Origin of the sequence: Corynebacterium suranareeae, from assembly GCF_002355155.1 — a bacterium.
In the GTDB taxonomy this organism is placed as follows: Bacteria; Actinomycetota; Actinomycetes; order Mycobacteriales; family Mycobacteriaceae; genus Corynebacterium; species Corynebacterium suranareeae.
The window spans coordinates 38,095-55,363 of the sequence record NZ_AP017369.1 but is presented as its reverse complement, the minus strand read 5'-3'; the positions used below and the strand labels follow the sequence as shown (position 1 = coordinate 55,363).

Below are 17,269 nucleotides of genomic sequence, written 5' to 3'. Positions count from 1 at the left end.
TCAATGGTTTTCCTCTTTCAATCCCCTTTCCCCGCAACAATGATCTAAATCACATAGTCGACCACTTGCGAACGGGAACACATTTAATGAAAGTCTTAAACTCTACCAACCTGGCCAACCACTACGATCTTATCGTCGTCGGCTCTGGCGCTGGCGGACTCACCGCCGCTGCCACCGCAGCCCACGCGGGACTGTCCGTCCTCGTGTTGGAAAAAGCAGAACTTCTCGGTGGCACCTCAGCTGTCTCCGGCGGAATGCTGTGGGTCGTTGACAACCACTACGCCCGCGAAGCGGGCTTTGCAGATTCCAAACAAGCAGGCCGCGAGTACGTCGAAGCGGTTGCCAGGGGGCGCGGACGTGCAGAGCTTCTCGACGCCGCCCTCCTTCACGGCTCAGACATGCTGGAATTTATCGAAGATGAATTGGGCGTGAAGTTCCTCTTCCTGGACAACTTCCCTGACTATCGCCAAGACCTTCCCGGCGCGGTCCAGGGTGGTCGAACCATCGAACCTCAGCTTTTTAATTACCGTGAGTCACTCGGTGATTTGGCTGATTATGTACGCACTGATGGCCGGCATCCATACACAATGCAGGAATATGAAACCTGGGGAGCATTCACCAAATTTCCATGGGATGAACTTAATCAACGTGTGGAAGATGGTTTCGCAGCCAAGGGCCACGCGCTGGTATCCATGTTGATTGCCGCGTGTGTTCGCCTCAATGTCACCTTCGCTGTGGATTCCCGCGTTACTAAGTTGCTTGGCGATGCGCAGCGAGTCGATGGCGTTGAGCTAGAAGAAGGGCACACCATTTCTGCTGGCTCAGTCATGATTGCATCCGGTGGATTTGAATGGGATCACCAGCTTGCCGATTCCTTATTATCTACTCGCTTGTACACAATGTGCTCCCCACCAACCAATACTGGTGATGGCCTGAAGATGGCGCAGCGCATTGGTGCAGCCACCCGTGGAACTCGCGAGGCATGGTGGGCACCGATGTCGATTACCGGTGGCATGCGTGATGGTGAACCCATCGGATCGCTCCTTCGCTTTGAACGCCAAGGGCCTGGTTCCATCATGATCAATAGGCATGGTCAGCGTTTTGCCAATGAGGCACAAAACTACAACGATCTTGCCCGCTGCCTGCAGTCATGGGATTCACCAAACAACCAGACGCTGAACACCCCGGCTCATGTGATTTTCGATCAGTCCTACCTTGACCGCTACGGAATTCTCGATCACCGATCAGGCCAACCAACTCCTGATTACCTCATCGAAGCAGAAACTTTGGAGGAGCTCGCCACCAAACTCAACGTTCCGGCAACAAACCTCACTGCCACTGTTAAGCGATTCAATGACATGGCAATCAAGGGCGTGGATGAAGATTTCGGTCGCGGCGATTCCGAATACGACCGCTACTGGGGCGATTCCGATTGCCCATGGCCAAACCCGTCACTAGGTCCACTACAACAAGGTCCTTTCTACGCAATGGAAGTAGTTAACGGTGCATTCGGCACTTGTGGTGGCATCGCTACTGACGGAAACGCCCAGGTCATCGACGTGGATGGCAATCCCATCCCAGGCCTATTTGCCGCTGGCAATGCCACTGAATCTCCCTATGCTTCTGGTTACCCCGGAGCGGGAGCAACCCTTGGACCCCTCATGACCATGGCTTATCAAGCCGGTCGCACCATTGCTTCCAGTGTCCGTATTCCTGCAGAATCGCATGCTTCATGATCCGCCACGTTCTTATGATCCGGTGGAAAGATTCCTTCACCGACGATATTCGGAGCAAATGGGTCGAAGGCCTTGAAAAACTAGAAGGCAATATCCCTGGCCTGCTGAAACTTATCCACGGTCACGACATCTTAAAAACTGAAAAATCGTGGGATCACGTCATCATCGCTGATTTCACAAATACAGAAGCAATCGCTGTGTACAACACACATCCGTTGCATGAAGCGATCAAACCCTACTCCTTGCCAAACGCTGAAGAAATCGCCTACGTCGATTTCGAAATTCCCTGAATTCTTTCAAGAACCTGATTTCGTTTAAGAAAAGGACCACATCATGTCTACACACAGCGCAACACTTAGTTCAGATCTTGAAGCAAGACGCAGTCCCAAGAAAGCCGCCCTGGCATCATTTCTTGGTTCCACACTTGAGTACTACGACTTCTTTATCTACGGCACTGCAGCAGCACTTGTTTTTCCAAAGCTGTTTTTCCCAGATGGAAACCCAGCGATTGCAACCATCGCAGCGTTTGCCACATTCGGCGTCGCGTATATCGCTCGTCCTTTAGGTGGGCTTGTCATGGGACACTTCGGTGACCGCCTTGGCCGCAAGAACGTTCTCCTGGTCACCCTGCTGATCATGGGTATTGCATCGCTTTCTATCGGTTTGCTTCCCACGTATTCGCAGATCGGCATTTGGGCCACTGTTCTTCTCGTTGTCGCTCGCCTAGCTCAAGGTTTCTCAGCAGGTGCCGAGGCAGCTGGCGCCTCATCTCTTACCTTGGAGCACTCGCCAGAAGGTCGACGCGGCTTTTTCAATTCCTTCATCATGACTGGTTACGCATCCGGAATGGTGCTGTCCACCTTGGTCTTCATCCCAGTTGCAGCACTTCCTGAAGCACAAATGATGAGCTGGGGCTGGCGAATCCCCTTCCTTCTATCTGTCGTAGTCCTCATCATCGCTTTCTGGGTTCGAACACACCTTGATGAAACCCCAGTCTTTGAAGATGAAGTAGCAGACCAGCAGAAGAAACTTCCAGCCGGCGAAGTGTTGAAGTACCAAGGTGCAGACGTGCTGCGCGTGCTCATGATGTCCATTTTCTCTGTCATGCAGACCATCTTCACGGTATTCGGATTGTCGTACGCAACCAGCCACGGCGGATTTGAACGCTCCTCCATCCTGGCCGTTAACGCCACAGCCATCGGTCTATCCATGATCATGATGCCACTCGCCGGACGCCTTTCCGACAGAATCGGCCGCAAACCACTCCTCCTAACTGCCATGTTTGGCTGCGGTTTCACCATCTTCGTCTACTTCCTGGCCCTTGGCACCGGAAACATTTGGCTCGTCTTCGGCGCAAGTTTCCTATTCATGACCGTCCTGTACTCCGGTTTCAACGGAATCTGGACCAGCTTCTTCGCAGAACTTTTCGCCGCACCGGTGCGCTACACCGGCATGGCTATGGGCAATCAGCTCGGCCTGGTCGTGGCCGGTTTCGGCCCCATGATCGGAGGCCTTTTGCTTAACGACGGCACCTACGGCTGGATTCCAGTCGCCGTATTCGGTGCAGGTTGCTCCTTGCTGGCAATCATCGCAGTGCTCTCAGCACGTGAAACTGCATTCACCGATATCAAACTGCTCGGCGAGCCTTATCTCAAGGCAACCGGTACGTGGCCAACCCAGCAAGCAGTTCAGCACACCAAAGAACCTGCACGCAGCTTGTAATTAGAAAACTCACCACAAAGAGAGAAGCATTCCCTTGAGTAAGTCCTCTACCTCTACCAAGACAATCACCGCCGACCGAACCTGCGATGTCCTTGTTATCGGCTCAGGCGCATCAGGGCTTGCCACCGCACTTGCGGCAGCACACCAGGGACTTGATGTCATCGTCGCAGAGAAAGAAAAGTACTTTGGCGGCACCACCGCGATTTCTGCTGGTTGGGCGTGGGTTCCTGGAAACCCCAAAGGAGCAAAAACCACTGGCGATAGCCGTGAAGAAGTAGAAACCTACCTCAAAGCATTAGCACCGGAGCATTACAACGAAGCTGGCGTCAATGCATTCTTGGATACCGTTCCAGAAGCCATCAGCTTCTTTGAAAACAACACCGAGGTGAACTTTGTCTACCCAGAAAAAGCACCCGACTACCAAATGGATCTCCCCGGTGCTCGTCTCAGTGGCCGCGCAATCCTTCCCGATGATGCCGATGCACGCATGCTGGGTGATCGCCGTCGAGAACTACAGCCCTACTTGAGCAGTTACACCGTTTTTGGATACATGCCTCAAGTCGGCGCAGACCTCAACCAAGTCCTCCACGCCAACCGTTCCATCAAATCTTTCCTCTATGTTGCAGCAAAACTCACCCGCACCTGGTTCGATGCAGCCATCCACGGTCAGCCACTCAAACGAACCAACGGTTCCGCATTGATTACCCGCATGGTGAAATCAGCACTCGATGCAGGTGTCAAAATCTGGACCTCCACACCTGTTGAATCCCTCATTCAGGAATCCGACGGCTCAATTTCTGGAGCAATCCTTGGCGGCGTTCACTCCGGCAAGGTAAAAGCTCGGATGGGTGTTGTACTAGCTGGCGGAGGTTTTACCGGAAACACATCCCTACGCAGCCAATTCTTCCCTCACGATCCTCACGGCACCAACCACATCACCCCCACCGTTGGCCACGATGGATCAAGTGCGGAAATGGCGATCCAAGCAGGTGGCCACATCAACGACGACCTCTTCGCACCAGGATCCTGGGCACCGATCACCGCATTCAAACAGCTTCGCGACGGCCGCCAACGCCTCTTCCCACACCTTCGCCAAATCGGCCTACCCGGCATGATCACCGTCGACCGCACAGGAAAACGCTTCGGAAATGAAGCCCTAAGCTACCACGACTTTGGGCGCCAGCTTCTCGAACACGACAAAGACCACGACGATACCTACGCCTGGATCATCGCCGACGAAGCCTGCATGCACACCTACGGAATCGGCTACGCAAAACCATGGCCCATCCCCCGCAAGTACTTCCATAACATCGGCTTTCTCCACAAAGCAAACACGCTCCGCGAACTAGCCACCAAGATCGGCGCAGATCCCAAAACACTTGAAGCCACCGTCAACCGCTTCAACACCTTTGCTGAAAAGGGAGTCGATGATGACTTTGGCCGAGGCTCCACCGCCTACAACCACTTCCGCGGCGATCCCGACCACAAACCAAATCCCAACCTCGCCACCTTGGACAAGGATCCTTATTACGCCGTGAAAATCCAGATGGGTGACCTTGGGTCCTTCGCTGGAATTGATGTTGATAATCACTCAGCCGTCATCAATTCCGCAGGAGAACCAATTCGCGGACTCTTCTCTGTCGGTGCCTCAGCAGTGTCAGTATTCGGCGGCGGCTACCCAGGTTATGGCTCCCACATCGGACCAGCCTTGGTGTTTGGCTATCGCATGGGACGCGATATTGCGAAGCTATCGCAAGAAAGTTTGTCGTATGCAACCGAAAATACTGGTTAGCTTATACCCAACTCAGCTCTCAGCTTCCATTACTAATACCAATCCAATAGCACTTATTTAGAGCTAAGGAGATTTCTGCGCAAGCCTACACCGCTAACCCTACGAATTTGAAAGAATCCTTTAACTTCAGAGTCCAAGAAATTCCGACACTAGGGGCTAGAAAGTAACAAAAAATTTGTCGGTTTTGCATCGACGCACTTCAAATTATCATCGCATCGATGCAAAATTCGTAAAACTAATTTTCAGATCATGCAGGGGGAGATACTAGTACAGTTAACCCTGGATCAACATCAGGAGCAAACGCTAAGGTAGGCAGGTCTGCGCTATCAAGCCCATCAAGTTCAAGTCGCGCTTGTCCAGCCATGTGAGCAGAATTAATCGATTGCCCGTTGGCAACTGCAGCATAAAACTGAGCGGCGTAATTAATTGCATCACCGTCGCTAATCACATTCGCCATTCCAATTGCAAAGGGAGCTACTTGTTCCACAAGATCACCGATTTGTGTCGCTGAATTACAAGAATTCAACAAAATGAGCAGTGGCGGATCATCAGTCGCTGAAAGTGCTCGGGCGAATGCATGGGCACTAATAATCGCTCCTTCGTGAGGTTCATCCAACTCTCTCTCAAACACAATCAGCTCATCATTGCTGTGTCCAGAAAAATGCACAATATGAGGTCGAAATTTAGTGATTCCATCGAGCAAATCATCTGTTGTAGCCGCAGGTCTAACATCAAGGTCAATCTGATCTCGATGTAGCGCTGACTCAACAGCCGCTCGGATGCGTTTCTGTTCTCGTCCAACCCGAAGATCTCCTGAAGATGACGCTCCGAGAATTAAGACTCTCAACTTTTCTGATTTTGGAGCAGGAAGCTGTCGCAACGCACGATCAATAGTTAATTCTGAATGGCTAATTCGAGACTGCAATTCTGTTCTCTCAGCAATCTCACGCCTCTCCCTGGCTAGCTGTTCACGCTTTCGTTTCCGTTCTACAGCATCGGCTTCCATTTGCTTTGCCCTGGCTAGTTTTATTTCTAAATTCAGTTCTTCTTTTGCATACCCAGATGCTTTAGCTTGCCAGCGATTTGCCTCTTTCCCTGCAGTTTCAGCTTCACTTTCTCTTCGATCAGCTTCTCGAAGTTTACTTTGAATGGTGGACTGATTTTTGGACCTCGACGCACTTAATCTCGCTTTGGCGGCGTCTGCTCGCTTAGTAGATTCTTTTATCCGAAACTCACCTGTCTTCTTTTCCGCGTCCACTCTTTGCTTGCGCTTACTATCAAGCTGTCCCTGATACAGTCTGGCACTCATTTTCGATCTCCTAATGGGTTATTTACTTAGCCCCAATTTATAAGAGAAGGTGGACACTCGGAGAACAATTAGAACATTTATTCTCTATTTAATCTTTCCGAATCTCGACTACTCTATGAAGAAGCCAACAAGGAGATATTGGCGGCTGTCAAGTAATATCAAGCACTAAATTCGCTATATTTAAAGGACTCAACTTGTCGATTCCGATACCTACATGCCCTTGCCGGCATTTCAGTATCTGCAACTCTAAGTCCTGATTCGTAGGTCTTAGCTAAGTTAACTCACTAGCAAAAATCTCAGAATCAAATGGAGCGATTGTCTCGTAGTCAAATACCGGTATAGGCTGCACATTTCCGTGAACAAAGTCTAGAATTTCAGCATCTACACGTTCATATCGAGGTAATCGAGGAACTCCTTCAATTATTTCGATCGTCCCTCTCCCCAGCATTCTTTGTCCAGCCTCTCCACCATAAAGCAACTCAAAACTTCTCAATATTGCACAATGATCTTCCAATGCTGGCTCCACAAGAGGCCGCAGGTACCTTGTTACAACTTTCAAACCACTAATTGCTTGCAGCATCATTTCTAAATACATTGGATCTTGGTCAAGCTCCCGTAGCTGCGCTTTAAGCTGCCTATTACAGTGTCGACTGTTAATAAGAGGTGTCCGCGCCAAACGAACATCAGCTACCCCCTGCCGAATCGGTCCATTTACTCCAGCATGTATATCGATCGACAAGACGTCCATAGTATCGTGATGCATTACATTGCGAAGTTTAGAAAGAAAACGGTAGCCAAAATTTGAATCGAAAAGTAGAGCGTAAGCCTGCTTTGCCTTCTTAAACTCTTCACTTTCATTCCCATAGTTTTTTTCGATGGCATTAATCGTCTTATCCTGCTCAAAGACAATAAGCGAACAAACAGAAAGGAGAGAGTTAGTAAATTTGTGGCGCAGATATTCAACTGAATCTGAGCCGTTTCCGGGGTATTGGCCCGTTCGCCAATCGGTCACCAGTTGAATCTACAGTGTCTGCAAAATCCTTAACCGCAATTGCAAGGAAAGCAGCGTGACTGTCCATCAACAATTTACGCAACCGATTTAAAGCAAAATGATACCCTGAGTATTGCGCTTCTGACAGCCCTGCCACAACCGAGAATGTCCCCTTAGTACCAGCTATTTTCGGTTGTCCATACAACAATGCAGATCCAAAAAATTTTTCCACGTAAGTTCCCTACACTTAGTTCAAAAGTATCGCAAGAGATCATATTTCACTCTAAGCCAGAACCTACACCCATCTTCACAGCTATCGGTATCAGACAGGGACGAGCAGGACACTTCAACTAGCACTGTATGTGACTATTCGTGCCGACCTGAGGAAAGCGCACATTTCCCCTTAACCACAGCCCCACTGACACAGCCAGAACTCGGGCCACTTCTTCTTGAACACAAAAACCGGAGGTCATTATCTTTTTCAAGATAATGACCTCCGGTAGTGGTGCCCGGGGGGGGACTTGAACCCCCACGTCCTTGCGAACACTGGCACCTGAAGCCAGCGCGTCTGCCAATTCCGCCACCCGGGCAGGGTGTCTTTTGCGACTTGTTAAAGATAGCATGCGACGGGTAATGAATACCAAATTGGCAGCTAAACCGCCATTTCCTAAATGGCAACAAAGATGTAAATTTATCCACTCCGGTGTTTTCGCCTATAACTCTGGCATAGTTCACCTCTATAATGACGCTATCGTGCGCTTTGTTCTAAACCCTGTGAAGGTTTTAAAAGAAATTTCAGTCACAGGGAGGGACAAAGTCATGCCCTTAGGCGTTTTCTAGGAGAAGACACTTATGGAACACCCAACTTGTTAGGAAAAGGAGGTCGCAATTTTTATGGCTACTTCAAGTCGTATAGCTAATGCTATGAACAGTTTGGCCAAGCTGGACAGTTCTATGCAGCGCGGCCTTGATAATGCGTTGGCGTTTGTTTTCCGTGGTCGTGTTGTTCCGGCGGAGCTTGAGGAGCTGTTGAAGCAGGAGGCTGAGGACAATGTGGTTCATACTGAGTATGGCTATGTTGAGGCGCCGAATGTTTTTAAAGTTTCGGTAAGTCCGAATGATTTTAGTAATCTCGTCGATCGTTTCCCTGATCAGCCGCCTCGTTTTGGTGATCAGATGATGAGGTTTTGCAGGAACAGTGGCTGGACGTTGGTTGGGCCGGTGGTTGTGTTGATTGAAGAGGATTCTTCGTTGCATACGGGCCAGTTGAAGTCGGTTTCGGAGAAGGATCCGGATCCGGAGTTAAGTAGCGGTTATCTGCCTTTGGAAGGCGACGGCATCCTGCCGGTCGCAGAAAGTGAGTCGAAGAACGTGTCTGACAGTTCCCCTTACACTGGTACGGAGTTTTTGCCGGCGCAGTCAGCTGAGCGGCCTCTTGTGCAGGGTGTGTCGCAGTCTCAGGTGGATGCGCATCGCCAGGGTGGTTTGAAGCCTGCGGGACCTACTGTGACTTTGCTGCTGCAGGATGGTTCGAGCCGTACTTATGTGGTGCAGGAGGGTTCGAACATTATTGGTCGTAGTAATGATGCGGATCTTCGTTTGCCGGATACTGGTGTGTCTCGTCAGCATGTGGAGATCACGTGGGATGGTCGGGATGCCATTTTGGTTGATTTGAAGTCAACTAATGGCACAACAGTCAATGACACTCCGGTGGATAATTGGTTGTTGGCTGATGGTGATGTAATTACGGTGGGTCATTCCAATATTGAAGTTCGTATTGTTAGTCCCTAGAGGGAGAGGTTGATCGATGGATTCTCTGGTCCTTCTTGGGCTTCGCGTTGCGTTGCTTGTGGTGTTGTGGTTTTTCGTTTTGATGGCGCTGCGCGCTATGAGGGCGGATTTGAAAGTGACGGGTCAGGCGTCGACAAGCAATTCCGTCGCGGCACCGCAGGGCTTGGCGCGCGCGTTTAACCGTTCCAGCCCACCTCGTCTTTTGACGGTGGTGGAGGGCCCGCTGGCTGGCTCTTCGATTGAGGTGTCGGAGGATATGACGATGGGCCGCAGCCCGGAATGCACGTTTGTTGTGGGCGATGATTATGCCTCCGGCATGCATGCCCGTGTGTTTAAGCGTGGCTCGGAGTGGTTTGTGGAGGATCTGGATTCGCGTAACGGCACGTTTGTTGGTGGTACGCGCATTGATCAGCCTGAGCAGATTGCGGTGGGCACGGATATCCGTATTGGTCGTACAACAGTGAGGCTTGTTCCCTGATGTTGAAACTTAAATATGCGGTGGCATCTGACCGGGGGCTGGTTCGCGGAAACAATGAGGATTCTGCGTATGCTGGCCCGCATTTGTTGGCGTTGGCTGATGGCATGGGCGGCCATGCTGCAGGTGAGATCGCGTCCCAGACGATGATTAATCATTTGCGTGCGCTTGATGTTGATCCTGGTGACAACGATATGTTGGCGTTGGTCGGCATGGTTGCGGATGAAGCCAATGCGGCGATCGCCGATGGCATCGCTGAGGACCCGGCGCGCGATGGCATGGGTACGACGTTGACGGCGTTTATGTTTAACGGGCGTGACCTGGCAATGTGCCACGTCGGCGATAGTCGCGGTTATGTGCTTCGCGACGATAAGTTGGTGCAGGTTACCGTCGACGATACATTTGTTCAGTCGTTGGTCGCTGAGGGCAAGCTTGATCCAGAGGATGTTTCAACTCACCCTCAGCGTTCTTTAATTCTTAAGGCTTATACCGGCCACCCTGTGGTCCCTACGTTGGAGCAATTCCCGGCACTGCCTGGGGATCGTTTGTTGTTATGCTCGGATGGTCTGTCTGATCCGGTTACGCATTCCACCATTGAAGAAACGTTGCGTATCGGTACCCCGCAGGATGCGGCTACCAAGTTAGTGGAGCTGGCGCTGCGTTCTGGTGGGCCAGACAATGTAACGGTGATTGTCTCTGATGTTGTGGAAGTCTCTGAGGAAGAAGCAGCAGAGGAAGCATCAGCACCGTTAACGGCTGGAGCACTCAATGGTGAGCAGCCGGAAGATCCGCGTCCTGATACAGCTGCGGGCCGTGCTGCAGCAATCACGCGGCGTCCCCAAGTAATTGATCCGGCGCCTAAGATATCGGATGCTGGAACGGAGGATGTTCCCACGATTGAGGAGCCACCGGAGAAAAGTTCCAGCAAACTTGCGGTTTTGATCGTAGCCCTGGTCATCCTCATCGGTGTAGTTGCCGCAGGATGGTGGGGCTACTCCCGTATTGACAGCACTTTTTATGTCGCTGTCAATGATGAAGAAGCCATCACCGTGGAACAGGGTGTGGATTACCGCATCTTTGGCAAGGATTTGCATTCGGAATTCCAGGTGGCGTGTCTGAATGAAGCTGGCACGTTGTCTCTCAAGGAATCCTGTGAAAACGGTACTTCTTTCAAGTTGGATGATTTACCGGCGTCTGTTCGCGGTAATGTCGCAGGGCTACCGTCTGGTTCTTATGACGAAGTCCAGGCGCAAATGCAGCGCTTAGCTGCGCAAGCGTTGCCGGTGTGTGTGAATAAGGAAGTAACCACCGGTGGCGATAGGAATGAACCCGGAGTCAATTGCAGGGAGGTGTCATGAACACGCTTGAACGATTAAAGCTGCGTCGCAAGGAAATGTGGCTGTTGATACTGGCCACACTCGTTGTGTCGATCATGTTCATCAGCCTCGAGCTGGCCATGGGCAATGAATTAGGCGCGCATATTCTCATGCTGATCGGTGGATACATTGGTGTATTTATCGTGGCGCACTTAGCTATGGCGTGGGTAGCCCCCTATGCCGATCAGATCATGCTGCCGGTGGTGGCGGTGCTCAACGGCATTGGTTTGGTGATGATTTACCGCCTCGATAACGCCACTGGATACAACACGGTTAATAGCCAATTGATGTGGACTTTTGTTGGTGTTGTGCTGATGGTGGCTGTGTTGTTGCTGCTGCGTGATCACAAGTCTTTGTCTCGCTATTCCTACATTTTGGGTGTGGTGGGCATTGTGCTGCTGGCGCTGCCGCTGGTGTGGCCACAGCCAGGTGGCGTAGAAGCCCGCATTTGGATTTGGCTTGGGCCTTTTTCCATTCAGCCTGGTGAGTTCTCTAAGATTTTGCTGCTGTTGTTCTTTGCTCAGCTGCTAGCAACCAAGCGCGCGTTGTTTACCGTTGCCGGTTACCGCTTCTTGGGCATGGATTTCCCTCGTCTACGCGACCTCGCACCGATTCTTGTGGTGTGGGCTTTGGCGATTTTGATCATGGCTGGCGCAAATGACTTTGGTCCAGCACTGTTGCTGTTTACCACCGTGTTGGCCATGGTGTACTTGGCTACCGGCCGTGGTTCTTGGCTGCTGATCGGTGCAGTCCTGGTGGCTGTGGGTGCATTTGCGGTGTACCAAGTTTCTGCCAAGATCCAAGAACGTGTGCAAAACTTTGTCGATCCTGTAGCCCACTATGACACCACCGGCTACCAGCTGTCCCAGTCTTTGTTTGGCATGAGCTGGGGTGGAATCACCGGCACCGGAATTGGTCAGGGTTATCCCAACATGATCCCGGTTGTGCACTCCGACTTCATCTTGGCTGCCATTGGTGAAGAGCTAGGCCTTGTGGGTCTTGCTGCCATCATCGTGTTGTTTGGTGTGTTTGTCACTCGTGGCATGCGTACTGCAACATTGGCTCGCGATAGTTACGGCAAACTTGTGGCATCGGGACTATCGATGACCATTATGATCCAGATCTTCGTGGTTGTTGCAGGTATTTCTTCCCTGATGCCGATGACCGGTTTAACCACTCCATTTATGTCGCAGGGTGGTTCCTCATTGATGGCTAACTACATCTTGTTGGCAATCATTTTGCGGATTTCTGACAGTGCACGCCGACCACTGATGTCTAAGCCAGCTGCGGAGGTGTCTGCATGAACCGCTCGATCCGAATCACCTCCATCTTCTCGTTGATTTTGATCTTGGTGCTCATTGCAAACCTCACCTGGATTCAGGCGTTTAGGGATGATGAGCTTGCCCAAAATCCACTTAATGCTCGTGGCTTCTTGGAGGCAAAGTCCACTCCTCGTGGGCAGATCTCTGCTGGTGGCCAAGTGCTCGCGGAGTCTAGTCAAGATGATCAGGGCTATTACCAGCGAAGCTACATCACCAACCCTTCTGCGTATGCCCCAGTGGTGGGTTACCTTTCCGATATTTATGGCGCAGCGGGATTGGAATTGGGATACAACTCTGTTCTTAACGGCAGTGACCCTTCCCTATTTACCTCCCAGTGGTTGGATGTCATTTCTGGCAGCCCCTCCCATGGAGCAAATATTGAGCTGACATTGGACACCAATGCTCAGCAAACTGCCTATGAGCAATTAAGCCAAAGCGGCTACGAGGGAGCTGTTGTGGCACTTCGCCCAAGCACGGGTGAGGTGCTCGCCATGGCGTCTTCACCAAGCTATGACCCCAATCAGATTGTGGATCCAGCAACAGCAGAACAAGCATGGGAGGAATACACCTCTTCAGAAGGTGCACCATTGCTCAATCATGCCACGCAGGAATCCCTGCCTCCTGGTTCTATTTTCAAGATCATCACCACTGCAGCCGCGCTGGAAAACGGCTACTCTGCTGATTCCACCGTGACAGCAGAAGCAGCAGTTACTTTGCCAGGCACGAACACCACGTTGACTAACTATGGTGGCCAGACCTGTGCAGGTGGTGGAACCACTACCCTGCTCACTGCTTTCCAGCTGTCCTGTAACACTGCGTTTGTTGAAACCGGCATTGATGTCGGCGTGGATGCTCTACGTGCTGCTGCCGAGGATTTCGGTGTGGGACAAACCTATGATCTTGGTTTGAGCAATGTTCCTGGTGGCTTGGGTGAAATCCCAGATGATGCAGCTTTGGGCCAGTCCAGCATCGGACAGCGTGACGTGGAAATGAATGTTTTGCAAGCTGCTGTCATGGCAGGCACCGTATCCAATGGTGGCGTGCGCATGGAGCCTTATTTGGTTTCTAAAGTTACTGGTCAGGATTTAAGTGAACTAAGCACTCATAAGCCAAAATCAGTAGGTGGCGTTGAACCAGAAATTGCCGAACAGCTCAAGACTCTGATGGAAGCATCAGAACGCAATACGTCTGGTTATGCAGGTATTCAGATTGCGTCCAAGACTGGCACGGCAGAACATGGTGATGAAAACACACCACCTCACACCTGGTACGTGGCGTTTAACAATGATGTGGCTGTTGCTGTGTTGGTGAAAAATGGCGGTGGATTTGGCACTGGTGCAACTGGTGGTCAGGTCGCAGCCCCAATTGGCCGAGCTGTGCTTCAGGCAGCCGGAGGATTTTAAATCATGAGTCAAGAAGACATCACTGGAAAAGATCGACTCCAAGAACTCATCGGTGCTGATTATCGCCTTCAATGGATCATCGGCCACGGCGGCATGTCAACGGTGTGGCTGGCTGATGATGTGGTGAATGACCGCGAAGTAGCCATCAAGGTGCTGCGCCCTGAGTTTTCGGATAACCGGGAATTTTTAAGCCGTTTCCGCAACGAGGCTCAGGCAGCGGAAAATATTGATTCTGAACACGTGGTGGCAACCTATGATTACCGCGAAGTTCCAGATCCTGCAGGCCATACTTTTTGTTTCATCGTCATGGAGTTTGTGCGCGGTGAATCACTCGCTGATCTGTTAGAGCGCGAAGGCAGCTTGCCGGAAGACCTAGCTCTTGATGTGCTGGAACAGGCAGCGCATGGGCTATCGGTGATTCACCGGATGAACATGGTGCACCGCGATATCAAGCCAGGCAACATGTTGATTACTGCCAATGGCATTGTGAAGATCACAGACTTTGGTATCGCAAAAGCTGCCGCTGCTGTGCCGTTGACACGCACCGGCATGGTTGTGGGCACTGCTCAGTATGTCTCACCGGAACAAGCTCAAGGTAAGGAAGTCACCGCGGCTTCTGATATCTACTCCCTGGGTGTGGTCGGCTATGAAATGATGTCGGGTCGTCGACCTTTCAGCGGTGATTCATCCGTGTCGGTGGCTATTGCGCATATCAATCAGGCTCCACCACAGATGCCCACCAGCATTACGGCGCAAACCCGTGAGCTCATTGGCATTGCATTGCGTAAAGATCCAGGTAGGCGTTTCCCGGATGGAAATGAAATGGCGTTGGCGGTGTCTGCCGTGCGCCTGGGCAAACGCCCGCCGCAACCGCGCACGAGTGCGATGATGGCGCAGGCGGAGGCGCCGTCGCCAAGCGAATCAACCGCAATGCTGGGCAAGGTGGCCCGGCCTGCAACAATAACCCAGCAGGCCGCCCCGAAAAGCGGTTCAGGCATTGGCATTGGGCTGTTTATCGCAGCACTTTTGGCCGTGATTATTGGTGCGGTGATTTATGCGGGCACCACCGGAATGCTGTTTAACAACACTCCAGAGGAAACCACCACGCCAGAAACCATCACGGAAACCTACACCCCAACCGTGGAGGAAACTACCTCCGAATGGGTTCCGCCAACGCTTCCGCCGATGCCTACCTACAGTGAGCCTGAAACATCTACGCATCAAACAACGACAAGTGAAGAAAGCACTACCGAGGAGCCTTCAACGGAAACTTCCACAACAACAAGTCGAACTTCGACTCCATTTCCTACCTCAACCCCTAGAACGAGTGCTAGCGTTCCAGATGAGACCACTGCACCCGCAGATGATCTTATTGATGCAGTAAATGGCCTATTGGATGTAGGAGGAGCGCAGTGACCTTCGTGATCGCTGATCGCTATGAGCTGGGCGCCGTCATTGGCTCCGGCGGCATGAGCGAGGTGTTCGCGGCCACCGACACGCTCATTGGTCGGGAGGTCGCGGTAAAGATGCTGCGCATCGACCTGGCAAAAGACCCAAATTTCCGGGAACGTTTCCGCAGGGAAGCACAAAATTCCGGCAAACTCAGCCACCCATCAATCGTCGCTGTTTTTGACACCGGCGAAGTAGACCGTGATGGCACCTCCGTTCCTTATATCGTGATGGAACGCGTCCACGGCCGAAACTTGCGCGAAGTAGTCACCGAGGATGGCGTTTTCACGCCGGTTGATGCAGCAAGCATCCTCATTCCGGTGTGTGAAGCGCTGCAGGCATCCCACGAAGCAGGAATTATTCACCGCGATGTAAAACCAGCCAACATCATGATCACCAACACCGGTGGCGTGAAAGTCATGGACTTTGGCATCGCCCGCGCAGTCAACGATTCAACCTCCGCCATGACTCAGACCTCCGCTGTCATCGGCACTGCGCAGTACCTCTCCCCCGAACAAGCCCGGGGCAAGCCCGCCGATGCGCGTTCTGATATTTACGCCACCGGCTGCGTGATGTATGAGCTGGTCACCGGCAAGCCACCTTTTGAAGGCGAATCCCCCTTCGCTGTGGCTTATCAGCATGTTCAAGAAGATCCGACTCCTCCTTCGGATTTCATCGCTAACCTCACGCCGACTTCTGCACTCAACGTGGATGCCGTGGTTTTAACCTCCATGGCGAAACACCCCGCCGACCGCTACCAAACAGCCGCAGAAATGGCAGCTGACCTGGGCCGACTATCCCGCAATGCGGTCTCACACGCCGCCCGCGCCCACGTTGAGACCGAAGAAGAACCAGAACCACGCTTATCGACGCGCACCTCCACCCGCATCGCGCCCGCCTCAGGCGAGGCTGGGGCTAGTAGATCTGCGGGGAGTTCTAAACGCGGCTCCAAGGGACTGATTGCGCTTGCCACCGTCCTCGCCTTAGGTGTCGTCGGTGTTGCTGGCGCATTTACCTACGACTACGTCACCAACAGCTCATCTTCTGCTACCCAAGCTATCCCGAACGTCGAAGGACTACCACAACAAGAAGCAGTAACTGAACTTGAAGCTGAAGGATTCAACGTCAACATCGTTGAAGAACCCAGCGCCGATGTATCAACAGGGCTAGTGATCCGCACCAACCCAAGTGTCGGCTCAGAAATCCGCCGCGGTGCCACCGTGACCCTCACCGTGTCCACCGGCCGAGAAATGATCAACATCCCAGACGTGTCCGGCATGACTCTTGAAGAAGCCGCCCGCACTTTGGAAGACGCAGGCCTTGAACTCAACCAAAACGTCCGCGAAGAAAACTCCGACGACGTTGAAGAAGGCCGCGTTATCGACCAAAACCCCGAAGCCGGCCAAGAAGTAGTCGTGGGCTCGTCGGTGTCTTTGACCATGTCCTCAGGCGCCGAAAGCATCCGAGTCCCCAACCTCACCGGCATGAACTGGTCACAAGCAGAACAAAACCTCATCTCCATGGGCTTTACCCCCACAGCATCCTACGTGGACAGTGAACAACCAGAAGGTGAAGTCCTTTCAGTTTCAGGCCAAAGCACAGAGCAACCGAAAGGCTCCACCATCACGGTGGAAGTCTCCAACGGCATGCTCATCAAGGCCCCTGACCTGGCTCGACTAAACACCCAACAAGCAATCGACGCCCTCAGAGCCGCCGGATGGACCGCCCCAGATCAATCCCTCATTGTCGGCGACCCCATCCGAACCGCAGCACTTGTGGACCAAAACAAGATCGGCCACCAATCCCCATCACCAAACGATCTGTTCCGCAAAGATGCACAAGTAACCGTGCGGCTCTTCGAGTTCGATATCTCAGCCCTAATCCAAGACCAGTAAGCTAGCTT

General features: G+C 52.1%; 13 protein-coding genes and 1 tRNA gene. 11 read left to right on the top strand and 3 right to left on the bottom strand.

Translation table 11 applies throughout. From position 1 onward, the window contains the following. The first annotated feature begins 86 nt into the window (after nucleotides 1-86). The 4 genes from N24_RS00290 (at nucleotide 87) to N24_RS00275 (ending at nucleotide 5,250) form a co-directional block, all read left to right on the top strand. Nucleotides 87-1,736, top strand: coding sequence for an FAD-dependent oxidoreductase (locus N24_RS00290; protein WP_096453313.1), 1,650 nt, complete (start codon nucleotides 87-89; stop codon nucleotides 1,734-1,736). After that, complete coding sequence (locus tag N24_RS00285) at nucleotides 1,733-2,026, top strand: Dabb family protein (protein WP_096453311.1); 294 nt, start codon at nucleotides 1,733-1,735, stop codon at nucleotides 2,024-2,026. Before N24_RS00290 ends, N24_RS00285 begins: the two co-directional genes overlap by 4 nt. A 109-nt stretch (nucleotides 2,027-2,135) precedes the next feature. After that, the gene (locus tag N24_RS00280; protein ID WP_096459505.1) at nucleotides 2,136-3,458 is read left to right on the top strand and encodes an MFS transporter; all 1,323 of its coding nucleotides are present in this window, start codon (nucleotides 2,136-2,138) and stop codon (nucleotides 3,456-3,458) included. Between the two features lie 34 nt (nucleotides 3,459-3,492). Continuing rightward, nucleotides 3,493-5,250: an FAD-dependent oxidoreductase gene (locus tag N24_RS00275; RefSeq protein ID WP_096453309.1), complete on the top strand. Its 1,758-nt coding sequence runs from the start codon at nucleotides 3,493-3,495 to the stop codon at nucleotides 5,248-5,250. A 247-nt stretch (nucleotides 5,251-5,497) separates the two neighbouring features. Here N24_RS00275 and N24_RS00270 read toward each other — a convergent pair whose 3' ends face one another. From N24_RS00270 to N24_RS00260, 3 genes are all read right to left on the bottom strand, one after another. Then, on the bottom strand, nucleotides 5,498-6,559 hold the full coding sequence (locus tag N24_RS00270; protein ID WP_096453307.1) for a CHAT domain-containing protein: 1,062 nt from the start codon (nucleotides 6,557-6,559) through the stop codon (nucleotides 5,498-5,500). Nucleotides 6,560-6,830: 271 nt separating this feature from the next. After that, nucleotides 6,831-7,571: a hypothetical protein gene (locus tag N24_RS00265; RefSeq protein WP_096453305.1), complete on the bottom strand. Its 741-nt coding sequence runs from the start codon at nucleotides 7,569-7,571 to the stop codon at nucleotides 6,831-6,833. Between the two features lie 482 nt (nucleotides 7,572-8,053). After that, nucleotides 8,054-8,140, bottom strand: a tRNA-Leu gene (locus tag N24_RS00260). A 304-nt stretch (nucleotides 8,141-8,444) separates the two neighbouring features. On the opposite strand from N24_RS00260, the gene N24_RS00250 reads away from it, so the two are divergent. Genes N24_RS00250 through pknB form a run of 7 tightly spaced genes read left to right on the top strand, consistent with a single transcriptional unit; the run spans nucleotide 8,445 to nucleotide 17,261 of the window. Next, a complete protein-coding gene (locus N24_RS00250) occupies nucleotides 8,445-9,341 on the top strand; it encodes a DUF3662 and FHA domain-containing protein (protein ID WP_167381975.1) in 897 nt (298 codons plus the stop codon). 16 nt (nucleotides 9,342-9,357) lie between these two features. Continuing rightward, complete coding sequence (locus N24_RS00245) at nucleotides 9,358-9,819, top strand: FHA domain-containing protein FhaB/FipA (RefSeq protein WP_096453301.1); 462 nt, start codon at nucleotides 9,358-9,360, stop codon at nucleotides 9,817-9,819. Beyond that, nucleotides 9,819-11,174: a PP2C family protein-serine/threonine phosphatase gene (locus N24_RS00240; RefSeq protein ID WP_096453299.1), complete on the top strand. Its 1,356-nt coding sequence runs from the start codon at nucleotides 9,819-9,821 to the stop codon at nucleotides 11,172-11,174. Before N24_RS00245 ends, N24_RS00240 begins: the two co-directional genes overlap by 1 nt. Beyond that, the gene (locus N24_RS00235) at nucleotides 11,171-12,496 is read left to right on the top strand and encodes an FtsW/RodA/SpoVE family cell cycle protein (RefSeq protein ID WP_096453297.1); all 1,326 of its coding nucleotides are present in this window, start codon (nucleotides 11,171-11,173) and stop codon (nucleotides 12,494-12,496) included. The genes N24_RS00240 and N24_RS00235 overlap by 4 nt, the downstream gene beginning before the upstream one ends. Further along, nucleotides 12,493-13,917 (top strand): penicillin-binding transpeptidase domain-containing protein, encoded by a 1,425-nt coding sequence (locus N24_RS00230; protein ID WP_096453295.1) that lies wholly within the window; start codon nucleotides 12,493-12,495, stop codon nucleotides 13,915-13,917. Before N24_RS00235 ends, N24_RS00230 begins: the two co-directional genes overlap by 4 nt. Nucleotides 13,918-13,920: 3 nt before the next feature. Beyond that, nucleotides 13,921-15,333: a serine/threonine-protein kinase gene (locus N24_RS00225; protein ID WP_096453293.1), complete on the top strand. Its 1,413-nt coding sequence runs from the start codon at nucleotides 13,921-13,923 to the stop codon at nucleotides 15,331-15,333. Then, nucleotides 15,330-17,261 (top strand): Stk1 family PASTA domain-containing Ser/Thr kinase, encoded by a 1,932-nt coding sequence (gene pknB / locus N24_RS00220; RefSeq protein WP_096453291.1) that lies wholly within the window; start codon nucleotides 15,330-15,332, stop codon nucleotides 17,259-17,261. The genes N24_RS00225 and pknB overlap by 4 nt, the downstream gene beginning before the upstream one ends. Nucleotides 17,262-17,269: the final 8 nt, after the last annotated feature.

Bases quoted from the DNA above. Each gene is read 5' to 3' on its own strand.
- N24_RS00285 (WP_096453311.1), top strand. From the start codon at position 1,733: ATGATCCGCCACGTTCTTATGATCCGGTGGAAAGATTCCTTCACCGAC.
- N24_RS00270 (WP_096453307.1), bottom strand. From the start codon at position 6,559: ATGAGTGCCAGACTGTATCAGGGACAGCTTGATAGTAAGCGCAAGCAA.
- N24_RS00240 (WP_096453299.1), top strand. From the start codon at position 9,819: ATGTTGAAACTTAAATATGCGGTGGCATCTGACCGGGGGCTGGTTCGC.
- N24_RS00245 (WP_096453301.1), top strand. From the start codon at position 9,358: ATGGATTCTCTGGTCCTTCTTGGGCTTCGCGTTGCGTTGCTTGTGGTG.
- N24_RS00290 (WP_096453313.1), top strand. From the start codon at position 87: ATGAAAGTCTTAAACTCTACCAACCTGGCCAACCACTACGATCTTATC.
- N24_RS00230 (WP_096453295.1), top strand. From the start codon at position 12,493: ATGAACCGCTCGATCCGAATCACCTCCATCTTCTCGTTGATTTTGATC.
- N24_RS00250 (WP_167381975.1), top strand. From the start codon at position 8,445: ATGGCTACTTCAAGTCGTATAGCTAATGCTATGAACAGTTTGGCCAAG.
- N24_RS00225 (WP_096453293.1), top strand. From the start codon at position 13,921: ATGAGTCAAGAAGACATCACTGGAAAAGATCGACTCCAAGAACTCATC.
- N24_RS00235 (WP_096453297.1), top strand. From the start codon at position 11,171: ATGAACACGCTTGAACGATTAAAGCTGCGTCGCAAGGAAATGTGGCTG.